This window comes from Burkholderia sp. RF7-non_BP4 (genome assembly GCF_001521935.1).
Classification (GTDB): domain Bacteria; phylum Pseudomonadota; class Gammaproteobacteria; order Burkholderiales; family Burkholderiaceae; genus Burkholderia; species Burkholderia diffusa.
In genome coordinates this window covers 1-572 of record NZ_LOTA01000051.1, presented here as the reverse complement: position 1 = coordinate 572, position 572 = coordinate 1, and the positions used below count along the sequence as shown (strand labels likewise).

Below are 572 nucleotides of genomic sequence, written 5' to 3'. Positions count from 1 at the left end.
CTGCTGGACGACGACACCGTCGTCGACAGCGAATCCACGACGGAATTGGTCGCGAAGAGCTGGGAGCCGTTGATCGCGTCGGTGCTGGTCGGCGTGATTTGGCCTGCCGCGACATTGGTGATTTGACGCGTGGTGCCCGTGCTTGCATTGCCGACGCTCACCACGCTGCTCGGATTGCCGCCCGCGAACGTGGTGGTCACGCCGCCGACGGTACCCGTCGGCGTCGGGTTGGGCGCTTGGGTGACGGAGCCGCTGCCGAGTGCGACGTCGCCGGCGTTGTTGGCGATGGCATTCGGGCCGATTGCGACCGAGTCGGTGCCGAGCGCCTGGCTGTCGGCTGCCGTCGACTTCGCGTGGAAGTACTTGATGCCCTGGCTGTTGATGCTGTCGATCGCCGAGCCGACGCTGTTGGCGGTCGACGTCGTGCCGTTCGCGTTGTACGTCGTGTACGACGGAGCGGAAACCGTGCCGGTTGCCGGGTTGTAGCTCGCGCCGCCGCCGAGGGCTGCGGCGGTGCTGTTGCCGAGATTGTCGGTCTTGGTCGTGACCGTGCTGAGGCCGGTGGACAGCGA

At 67.0% G+C, this 572-nt stretch carries 1 pseudogene; it reads right to left on the bottom strand.

From position 1 onward, the window contains the following. Positions 1 to 572: pseudogene (locus WS49_RS18270) on the bottom strand (cell surface protein); the annotation flags it as partial.